This is a genomic window from Halococcus thailandensis JCM 13552, from assembly GCF_000336715.1.
Taxonomy (GTDB): Archaea; Halobacteriota; Halobacteria; order Halobacteriales; family Halococcaceae; genus Halococcus; species Halococcus thailandensis.
Map to the genome: position 1 here is coordinate 26,385 of NZ_AOMF01000088.1, position 10,480 is coordinate 36,864.

The following is a 10,480-nucleotide window of genomic DNA, read 5'->3' on the forward strand; positions in this document are numbered from 1 at the left end:
TTTGATGGGGCTTCCAGGCACAACCGATCCGAGTGTTTACCGTGGATTGAGGGGAGTACTCGACCGTCAACCGGAGATTACGGCCGTCCAGTATGAACCCGATAGCATCATCAAAGCGTGGCTACGGGCGACCATTGATCCAGATCGAGTACGTCCTCTAACTGGACCTGAGGCTCCAGAACTCCGCGTCGAGTGGCGCTTCCACGGTGATGCAGTCTATTATCAGATTCATTATTACGACCCGAATACGGGCTTCAACTGCGGATGGCACCGCGATGATGNTATCAGATTCATTATTACGACCCGAATACGGGCTTCAACTGCGGATGGCACCGCGATGATGACCACCCTGATCTCGGGCCGGTTCATTTTCAGTACGAGAATCCAACGACGGGCGAACACGATCACGAGCGTGTGCAGTTCTCCAAGACCGTCTCGACAGAGATCCTCTGGGAAGCCGGAGATCGATTGTTTGAGGAAAAGCTTCCGACGCTCATTGGTGACCCACTTTCAGTACCTCGTCTAGATTGACGACGTTATTTTCTGCTGATGATTAGGGTGAGCTTCTTGAGGCACACAGACAAACTCACGGNCCCACTTTCAGTACCTCGTCTAGATTGACGACGTTATTTTCTGCTGATGATTAGGGTGAGCTTCTTGAGGCACACAGACAAACTCACGGCACCGTGAGTTCGTCTGTGAAAATCCTCGCACCAGGTCCTCTTCCGGTCATTTGTGCCGTCTGCAAGGAAAGCGGTCTCATTGCTGTTCTCAACGAGGAGCTGGACTGGGACGAACAACGCTCTCAGCTCTCGCCTGGTCTGCGGCTCATGGCGTTGATCACGAACTGTCTGACCCGAGGGCAGCCGATGTATCGGCTGCCTGAATTCTTCCACGATACCGACACAGAGAACCTCTTTGGCGAAGGAATCTCGCCTGAAGATCTGAACGACCACACGCTTGGACGAGCACTCGATAAGCTTTCTGACGCCGACCCAGGCACGGTCCTCGGGACCGTGCTGGTCGAAGCCGCTGCTCGCGAAGACGTTTCTACTGACGTGGTTCACGCCGATACCACTTCTTTCTCCGTCCACGGGCTCTACGAAACTGACGAAGACGCTGACGAGACGCTCTCTATCACGCATGGCTACAGCAAAGACCATCGGCCTGATCTCAAGCAATTCCAAGTCGGTCTCGGTGTCAACCGAGCCGGCGTTCCCGTCGTCGGAGACATCCTCGACGGGAACACCTCTGACACCGCCTGGAACACTGACCTCATCGGTCGGCTCCGTCAGCGGCTCGCCGCTGACGAGCCTCCCGTCTATGTCGCCGATAGCAAGGTCGTGAACGAAGAATCGCTCGACCAAGCCGCCGCTGAAGGTATCTCCATCATCAGCCGACTTCCCCGCACCTACAATGCGGTCGATGCACTCATCGACCGCGCGTGGGAGGTCAACGACTGGACCGATCTTGGGGCGTTCGTCGACGATGAAAACGACGAAGACGCCGCCTCCTACCAAATCCAAACCTTCCAGAAACCCATCTCTGAGCACGATATGCGGTGTGTCGTTGTCCACTCGTCCTCACTCGACGGACGTTCTGAACGACGCATCGACAACGACCTCGACAGCACCGAGGAAGACCTTGAGAACGCGGTCGGTCAGCTGACCGACCGCTCATTCGCCTGTGAACCCGACGCTCAGGAAGCGTGGGAGATGTGGCTCGACGATCACGACGACCCCTACTTCGAATTCGAAGCAGAGGTCGTCGAAACCGAGGAGAAGAAGAGCCGCGACAAACCGGGACGACCACCGAAGGAGTGGGATCCGTACGAAACCGTGTACAAGATCGCCGCCAGCGTCCAACGGGACGCGGCGGCGATCGCCCACCGGAAGAAGCGCGCCAGCTGTTTCGTGGTCGTCACGTCGTTGGACGATACAGAAGAGTGGCCAGCAGAGCGGGTACTGCGGGAGTACAAGGAACAACAGGCGGTTGAGCGTCGATTTCCAGTGCTCAAAGACCCGAAGCGCGTCGGGCCGGTCTATCTCGACCGGCCCGACCGCGTCGAAGCTTTGGGCTACGTGCTACTGATGGCGTTACTCGTCTATTCCCTGATTGAACGACGCGCACGCGAGGCATTGAAGGACGCGGATGAACCGATGGATCTGGCCGGTGGGCCGACCAGTTTTCGGCCCACCGGCCGACGCGTCTTGGAACGCTTCGAAAACGTGCTTGTGATGCAAACTGACGGCGAACGAGAGCTCCCAGCCAATGACAATCTCCCGAGACGGGTGCTTGACTTGCTCGATCTGAGTGTTGCTGCGTATGGAATCGAACCAGAGGTGTGAACGCGGCCAGAGAGGTAGACCTCTCTGGCTCGCGCGTTCGTTTCGGCAGTTGGTTCGGTTCAATCACTGATCGATAGTTGTGTCGTAATATATTAGATAATCGCTTACCTGATTCGCATGAAATAGACGTCTGAATCACGCCGATTCCGCAAAACAACTCATGGGATCGGAATCAGGTACTGAAAGCGGGTNTTACCTGATTCGCATGAAATAGACGTCTGAATCACGCCGATTCCGCAAAACAACTCATGGGATCGGAATCAGGTACTGAAAGCGGGTTGGTGAAGATTGATTATCCCGATACAGAACCGACAGTCGAAACGCGGACGTAGGCGACGATTTGCATGGCGTGCTCGGACGTCCTAACCGTACCGCGATTCAGCATACCAAGAACAGGGGGGTTTCGTATCGGTATGGAAAACTATTGTTTTCTATAATCGAACTCGCATACCAGTTTCTGTTCAAGGACCAAGTGAGACAGGGTCTATTCTTGGAGTGATTTTTGAGTGCCGAAATACATTGTGAGAAGCCAAGCTCAATCAAGTAACTGCTCGATGTATCGACCGAGCATTCGTGGCAGATTTAGTACCACTCTTGGAGCGCGTCAAATGCGCGGGAGTATACCGCCTCAGTCACTATTCGCTCGACCGTCTCATCCGCCCCACTGGGTGTGAACGGCCCCAGTGGAACGACACCGCCAGCCATCTCGCGATGTCCGCCAGCACTTCCGTCGTCATCGAACGCCTCCTCGATTACTTCGCCGATGTGAACGTGGGTATTACGAGTACGTGCGCTCAGATGGATCGAATCGTCGATGAATCCGAATACGACGGTCGTGCTCACGCCTTCGAGATTCAACAGATAGTCCGCCGCTTGTGGCAGCGCGTCCCGCTCGGATGTTCGACCTGCAGAGGCGGCGAGACACGGCCCGCGCACTCGTCGGTTGAGGACCGCCTGCCCGATTGCGTCGAGAGTGATCCCGGTGAACAGCGAATCGGCAAGCGTCCGCAGAGTGTCTGTGTCGGCCTTAGCGTGGAGATGCTGAGCAGCCGCGTACTCGGCTTCCGTCACTCCACGCATGAATCCGAGCGTCTCCCGTCGAATACCGAACAGTAGTGCCGTTGCAAGCCGCTCGTCGAGAGCAAGATCCAACGCATATAGGTACTCGACCATGATCGTCGCTGTCGCGCCAATGTCCGGTTGATGATCGAGATACTGAGCGTCCACGTCATCTGTTGGGTGGTGATCAATGACGATATCAACTGACGTTTCGGCAGGCACCTCGTTATTACGGCCAGGCACCCCGTGGTCGACGAACGCGAGGCGGTCATAGTCGCTAGGAGTCGCGCCAGCGTACGACTCAGTAGGAATGTCAAATACATTCACCATTGCGCGATTTTGCTGGTGAGTGATTTCCCCGCCGTGGTAGATATCAATATGTTCGACACCTGCCTCTTCGGCGATGTGGTCAAGAGCGAGCGCGCTCGCTAGACAGTCCGGGTCGGGATTATTGTGACAGATGATTGCGAGCGACTGGCTTGTTTGGAGGATATCAAGGAGCGCATCAACTCGTGTCGTTACGTCCACGGCGTTGTTATCGATTTCAATGGAGCCATCTTCCTGCAGTGGTTGATTCATTGCGCCCGTATCACCGGTCTCTCCTGTCATGGGCTGACCTCCTTGTCAGGATCCAACAACTGATTCGGACGAAAGAACTCCTGCTTGATCGTCCTCCAGTGCTCGATTTCAAGTCCGAATTTCAAGAGTGCTGTGGCAATACGCATCAACCTGTTTTCCATTAGATGGTATATAATTCGTTTGACGATGTCATCGATGAAGCACATTAGAATTCACCACTAAGGTTTGATTTATGACAATTTGATGGCCTACGAACGTTCACCACGTGTGCCACAGTGGAACAGCCGGTAGAGAAACTGCTGTTGTGCGCTTCTTCCGTCGATTATCATGGGCCTACTAATGTCTCAGTGCGCTATATGCTTTCCGGTGCAGCACACGTAGCAATCACACAAGGTTAGTTTATTATCAAATTAGCGGATTAGAGTGGCGACACGCGGACGACAGACAACGGCGACGGTCGGTATCGACGGCCCACCGCCTCAACGCAGGAATGGGCCAGAAACTCAGTCATCGGGGTGGAACCGTGCGAGCGCGTCCTGAACCACCTCGTTCTGACCGACAAGCGTGATGCGGTCGCCCTGTTGGAGCTCGAAGTCGCCGTCAGGAACCATATTCTCGCCGTCGCGACTGACGAGTGCGATCAGGCATCCCTCGGGGATGACGGTGGCGAGGTCCGCGATGGTCCTGCCGGCGACAGCCTCGGCGGTGACCTCGAATTCCTGAACATCACCCGATTGGCCGAGTTCGGTCATCCAGTTCCAGAGCGCGGGCCGTTCGATCTGATTGTCGATAGCCCACGAAATGGCGTTAGTTGAAGAGATCGTCTTGACATCCAACTCCTCGAAAGCGTCGGTATTTTTGGGATGATTTACCCGCGAGATGACCTGCTTGATGTTGAATGTCGTGGCAGCCAGCTGCGCCACGAGGAGGTTCACGCTGTCGTTGCCGGTCGTCGCCACGACTCGCAAGGCGTTCTCAGCGCCCGCAGTCCGCAGCACGTCGCTGTCGGTTCCGTCGCCGATGTGGATAGTGAACCCGGCGTCTCGGTTGGTCTCGGCGATAGATTCATCTTTTTCGATGATAACGACGTTCTCGCCGCGGGCATCGAGCCGGGTAGCAAGATCTCTGCCAACCTTACCACCGCCGACGATAAGTACACGCATCATCGCTTAGCCAGAGCGTCGCAGTGAATGTGCTTCTCGGACCTCGGCTCCCTCGCGCAACTTGTCTTCGCAGTAAGGACAGACGCGAACAGTGTCCATCCCGTCGGGAGCGAACACACGGACGTACTGGGTGGACACGAACGCGTCACAGTTGCGACAGTGGGGCACAGTTACACCACCCTGCTGCTATTCCCCCATGTCACTCGCGCATGGGGTTGGAGCATTGTGTCGCCCGGGCGGTTCCGTGGATTTTCGCTCACACAGCGATTGGCGGAGAATGCTTGCGCACGCTGGCCAAAAGATTCCGGCTCAGCCATCAGTTCCCCCTCCTCTCCCCTCCGTTCTGCGTGTTCAGTATAAATGCGAACACCGTCGATAGTATTTTGGATTGATATCATTTTGTCGATCTTCTTCACCGTGCATCGTTCAGATCGCGGGCTGCGGTTCGACAGATGGAAATCCAGCCCGCCTCGCGGTCGAGGTCTGCGATGACGTATCGATCGCCGTCGATTGCTCCCATCACGGTAGCACCGCTCGTTTTTCCGTCTGCTGCGATTCGCGTGGTTTCGCTCATGGATTCTGTCTCTATTTTACCCGTCCGGTGTCAGTTCCGAGCAGGACTGCTGCTCTCGCCGGGTCGAATCGAATTCGCGTTCGTGACGCCTCGCTCGCCACCGATGCCGAACTACCGGCGGCCAGAGCGACCATCGATGCGGGAGTCCCGCACAACGGGGCTCTTATTCCGCATCCGGTGGAACCTCGCCTTGCCATTTGTGCATGAGGATCGAACACTGCGCCGCTCCGGCGATCTCATCCGTTTTCCGACCGAACAATGATTTGCGGAGCCACCATCCGCGGGATGTACCGATGACCATGATGTCGTAATCGGCGGAAAGCTCTCCGAGCTTTTCGATGACATCGTTGCCGTGGACGAGTTCGGTTTCGGCCTGCACGCCGAACGCTTCCAACCCGGTTGCGGATTTTTCGAGGACCTCCCAGCCATCCTCCTCGGAATTATCACTCCCGACAACGTACGCGAACGTAACGGGTGCTTCCGCACGCTGGCTAAGGATCGCAGTCATCCGGAGGCGGTTTTCGTCCGGCGGGATGACGACCGGTACGAACAGCGATTCCGCATCCGTTGGATCTTCCTCGGCTCTGAACACGAGGACGTCACAGTCCGCTTTGCGAAGCAGCTGCTCGACGATCCGCGAGATCGCGTCCGTATCAGTCCACCCGATGAGGATGGCGTCGGCATCGTATTCCTCGGCCTCTTCGAGGATGCCGGCGACCGCACTGCTGGCGGTCCGAATCGATCCTGTACTCTCGATTCCCTGTTGCTTGAGCTGGTGCTGGTTCCGGGCGACGCTCTCCGAGCCGGTGCGCCACGCTTCCTGCGAGCCAACGAAGCTCCGATCAGTCGTCACGTGGACGAACTGCACCGCGCCGTGTCGCGGGTCAACAAGGAGACTTGCGAGTTCGGTCAGGTTGTTCGGGTCAGACTTGTCGCCGACTGGGACGAGTACCCGCTCGTAGCTGGTCTGTTGTGCTGTTTCATCCATCAATGATCACCACGCTCGAATTGAGTGTGTTCAGCCCCTATGCGCTGACTACTCGCGTTCTGCTGGTTTTGCTGGAGTTCTTCTCGCACCATGAGGTTGAGTTCGAGGACGTTCACAGCTTCGTGGCCCCAGACACCGAGCCACGGCTCTGCCGTCGTCTGCTGGATCATTCCGCGCAGTTGTTCCGCGGAGATGCCGGTTTGATTGGCGACCCGCGGCACCTGATACTGAGCGGCGGCCGACGAGATCTCGGCGTCGTATGCCGATCCCGATTCAGCGACGAGATTGACCGGTACAGTACCATCGGGCGTCTCGTACTGCGAGATGTTGCGTAGATCCCCCCGAACGCGCTCGGAGAGCGCGGGATTGGTCGGTCCGAGGTTTGCACTCGCCGACTGCATCGCGTCGTAGTTGATCGAGGACGGCCGTGACCAGAAGTACTGCGCGTCGCTCGCGTTACCGGGGCGGAAGTCCTGGCCGATTTCGGCTGATCCAACCACCTGCCCGTCGACAACAACGGGGCTTCCAGCAGCGTTATTCGGGAAGACGGCCGCGCCAATGGCTGCGAGCGATCCCTGGTAGAGCAGCCCGCAGATGAGCAGGCCCACTCCCAGCAGTCGCAGCGGCACGAGGACGTCGCGTCGTTCCATTATTGGAACACCCCCAGGGCGACGAACAGCACGTCGATCGCCTTGATGAAGATGAACGGAGCGATGAGTCCACCACCACCGTAGACGACGAGGTTTTTCCGGAGCAGTTGCGCGCCGCTCTGTGCCTCGTAGTCGACGCCGCGAAGCGCGAGCGGGATCAGTAGCGGGATGATGAACGCGTTGTACATCAACGTCGCCGTAACCGCGCTCGCCGGCGTCGAGAGATTCAGGATGTCGATCGCCGCCAGTCCCGGAACCGCTGCTGCGAGGATCGCGGGAAGCAGCACGAAGTACTTCGCCACGTCGTTGGCGACCGAGAACGTCGTNTCGATCGCCGCCAGTCCCGGAACCGCTGCTGCGAGGATCGCGGGAAGCAGCACGAAGTACTTCGCCACGTCGTTGGCGACCGAGAACGTCGTCAACGACCCCCGTGTCATCAACAACTGCTTGCCGATACCGACGACTTCGATGATTTTCGACGGATTCGAGTCGAGGTCGACCATGTTTCCGGCCTCCTTGGCAGCGTTGGTCCCGGCGTTCATCGCAAGACCGACGTTAGCTTGCGCGAGCGCGGGCGCGTCGTTCGTGCCGTCGCCGGTCATGCCGACGAGTTTGCCTTCGTTCTGGACCTCTTCGACGAGGTCGATCTTCTCTTCGGGGTCGAATTCCGCGTAGTGGCGGTCGATCCCGACCTGTTCTGCAACCCATGCGGCTGTGCGCGGGTTGTCTCCTGTTGCCATGATGGTTTCGACGCCCATTTCCTGTATTTGTGCGATCCGGTTTGCGATACCGGGTTTGAGTTCGTCCTGTAGCTCGATGATTCCAACAACGCGCTTGTCAATCGCGATGGCAAGCGGCGTCCCGCCGTTCTCGCTGATCTCGTTCGAAACGCTGCGAAGCGTACCGGGTACGGAGTCAGCGTACTCCTCTACCGCATCGACCGCTCCTTTGCGGATTTCGGTGCCATCGGGCAGGTCGATACCGCTCATCCGCGTCTCCGCCGAGAACGGAACAAAGGCGTCCTCGGAGAGGTCGCCCTTCTCGTAGTCGAGTTTCTCACGGAGTGCTGCCGGGTTGGGGTTGCCCCCGAGGCGCTTTTCAGCCAGCTCGACAATGGACCGTCCCTCAGTCGTCTCATCGAAGTACGACGACTGGAGTGCTGCACTCGTGACGGTTTCTTCGTCTGCATCGCCCAACGAGTGGAAATCCTGGACAACGCGCTCACCGGTCGTGATCGTCCCGGTTTTGTCGAGGATGAGGGCGTCGAGATCGCCCGCGGCCTCGACTGCCCGGCCCGACTTAGCGATGACGTTACGCCGGGTGACGCGGGTCATCCCGGCGACGCGGATCGCCGCGAGCAGCGCGCCGATGGTAGTCGGCATGAGCGCGACCAACAACGCTACGAGTTCGACGATGTCGAGACCCGTGAATCCACTGACAAACGTTGCCAGATACTGGCCGAAGAAATACATCGTGGCGACGGCCACGACGAACACCAGTGTGAGACCACTCAGTAGGATCGTCATAGCGATCTCATTCGGCGTCTTCTGCCGCTGGGCGTTCTCGACGAGACCGATCATCTCGTCGAGGAACGATTCGCCCGCCTCGGTCGTCACCTCGACCTTGATTTGGTCGGAGAGGACTTCGGTCCCGCCGACGACCGATGTCCGATCACCGCCGGATTGGCGGATGACCGGATCTGATTCGCCCGTGATGGCAGACTCGTCGACCGAAGCACTTCCTTCGACGACGGTTCCGTCACGGGGGATCATGCCACCCTCATCGATAAACAGGGTCTCGCCCTCTTCGACCGTGTCACTCTCGACAACCTCGTAGTCGTCTTCGGTGATGTCTTCGAGCGGTGTGTCGTCGTTCAGGAGCCGTTTGCCNCTCTCGACAACCTCGTAGTCGTCTTCGGTGATGTCTTCGAGCGGTGTGTCGTCGTTCAGGAGCCGTTTGCCCTTGGTTTCGGTCTGTAACGCGCGGAGGCTGTCCGCCTGCGCTTCGCCTTCGAGTTCGGCATAGGCCTCTGCGTAGTTGGCGAACAGCACCGTGAGCCCGAGCAACGCGGTGATAACCGCATAGTAGACGCGCGAGCCGACCGCGTTGAACAGCGGCGGGTAGATGGTCAACAGCAGCGCGACTACTGTCCCGAGTTCGACCACGAACAGCACTGGATTCGTGACCAGATACCGTGGGTCGAGTTTGCTGAACGAGTCGCTGATCGCCTGTTTCTGTTGTTCCGTATCGATGGTGATCTGGATTTCTGTCATATCAGATGCCTCCGCTCAGGAATTCGCCAATCGGGCCGAACACCAGCGCCGGCAGGAACACCAGCGCACTCACGATGATGATGACCCCGATCAGCAGGGTGAGGAACGCGGGCGTCTCGGTGTCGAGCGAGCCGCGTGATTTGGGACTGATTTCCTTGTTTGCGAGGTAGCCGGCGATGGCCAGCTGCGCAGTGATCGGCACGTACCGGGCCAGCAGGACCTGGAACCCGTTGACGAGATTGAAGTACAGCGTTCCGTCGCCGAGGCCCTCGAACCCACTTCCGTTGTTCACCGAGGCCGAGAAGAACTCGTAAAGTACCTCGGAGAATCCGCGGAACCCGGCGTTGTTCATCGCGTTGATGGCCCCCTGGAAGATGGACGCGTGGGCCATCGGGATCAACACCAGCAGCGGGAGCACGAGAATGACGACAAAGACGTATCGCATCTCGTGCCACTCTAGTTTCTTCCCGAGGTACTGGGGCCGTCGGCCGATCATCAACGCGCCGATGAAGGCGGTAAGGATGACGAACATCAGGATGTTCAGTAGTCCTGTGCCTACGCCGTTGCTGATGTTGTTCGTGGCGAACGCGAACAGAAGGGAGAACGCCCCCAGCGCGTTCCAACTGTTGTGCATGCTGTTCACGCCACCGTTCGTTGTCGCTGTCGTGGAGAGGCCCCAGATGGCGCTATCAGTCGGCCCGAAGCGGGTCTCTTTACCCTCCATGTTGCCGGCCGACTGGTCAACGCTCAGGCCACCAGCCGAGACATCCATGCCAGGGTTGGCACCCGTCTCACCGACGATCGCGACGCCAGCGAGCGCGGCAAAGATGACCAAAAACCCTGCGA

At 58.0% G+C, this 10,480-nt stretch carries 8 protein-coding genes and 1 pseudogene; 1 reads left to right on the forward strand and 8 read right to left on the reverse strand.

Annotation, left to right across the window (positions count from 1 at the left end; all coding sequences use genetic code 11):
* Positions 1-698 precede the first annotated feature (698 nt).
* The gene (locus C451_RS03515; protein WP_080503471.1) at positions 699-2,348 is read left to right on the forward strand and encodes an IS1634 family transposase; all 1,650 of its coding nucleotides are present in this window, start codon (positions 699-701) and stop codon (positions 2,346-2,348) included.
* Positions 2,349-2,930: 582 nt separating this feature from the next.
* Here C451_RS03515 and C451_RS03520 read toward each other — a convergent pair.
* The 8 genes and pseudogenes from C451_RS03520 to C451_RS03555 all read right to left on the reverse strand — a co-directional run.
* On the reverse strand, positions 2,931-4,016 hold the full coding sequence (locus tag C451_RS03520; protein ID WP_007737787.1) for a DHH family phosphoesterase: 1,086 nt from the start codon (positions 4,014-4,016) through the stop codon (positions 2,931-2,933).
* A gap of 473 nt (positions 4,017-4,489) precedes the next feature.
* Positions 4,490-5,149: pseudogene (locus tag C451_RS03530) on the reverse strand (potassium channel family protein); the annotation flags it as partial.
* A gap of 6 nt (positions 5,150-5,155) precedes the next feature.
* Complete coding sequence (locus tag C451_RS24535; RefSeq protein ID WP_449271502.1) at positions 5,156-5,317, reverse strand: DUF7563 family protein; 162 nt, start codon at positions 5,315-5,317, stop codon at positions 5,156-5,158.
* Positions 5,318-5,561: 244 nt separating this feature from the next.
* Positions 5,562-5,723, reverse strand: a complete 162-nt coding sequence (locus C451_RS22500) for a DUF7556 family protein (RefSeq protein ID WP_161605832.1) — start codon at positions 5,721-5,723, stop codon at positions 5,562-5,564.
* A gap of 163 nt (positions 5,724-5,886) precedes the next feature.
* Complete coding sequence (locus tag C451_RS03540; RefSeq protein ID WP_007737789.1) at positions 5,887-6,711, reverse strand: universal stress protein; 825 nt, start codon at positions 6,709-6,711, stop codon at positions 5,887-5,889.
* Positions 6,711-7,361 carry a potassium-transporting ATPase subunit C gene (locus C451_RS03545; RefSeq protein ID WP_007737790.1) on the reverse strand — a complete coding sequence of 217 codons (651 nt, stop codon included), beginning with the start codon at positions 7,359-7,361 and terminating at the stop codon, positions 6,711-6,713. The genes C451_RS03540 and C451_RS03545 overlap by 1 nt, the downstream gene beginning before the upstream one ends.
* Complete coding sequence (gene kdpB, locus C451_RS03550; protein WP_007737791.1) at positions 7,361-9,634, reverse strand: potassium-transporting ATPase subunit KdpB; 2,274 nt, start codon at positions 9,632-9,634, stop codon at positions 7,361-7,363. Before kdpB ends, C451_RS03545 begins: the two co-directional genes overlap by 1 nt.
* Before the next feature lies 1 nt (position 9,635).
* Positions 9,636-10,480 (reverse strand): potassium-transporting ATPase subunit KdpA (locus C451_RS03555; RefSeq protein WP_007737792.1); only part of this gene is annotated, 845 nt, incomplete at its 5' end.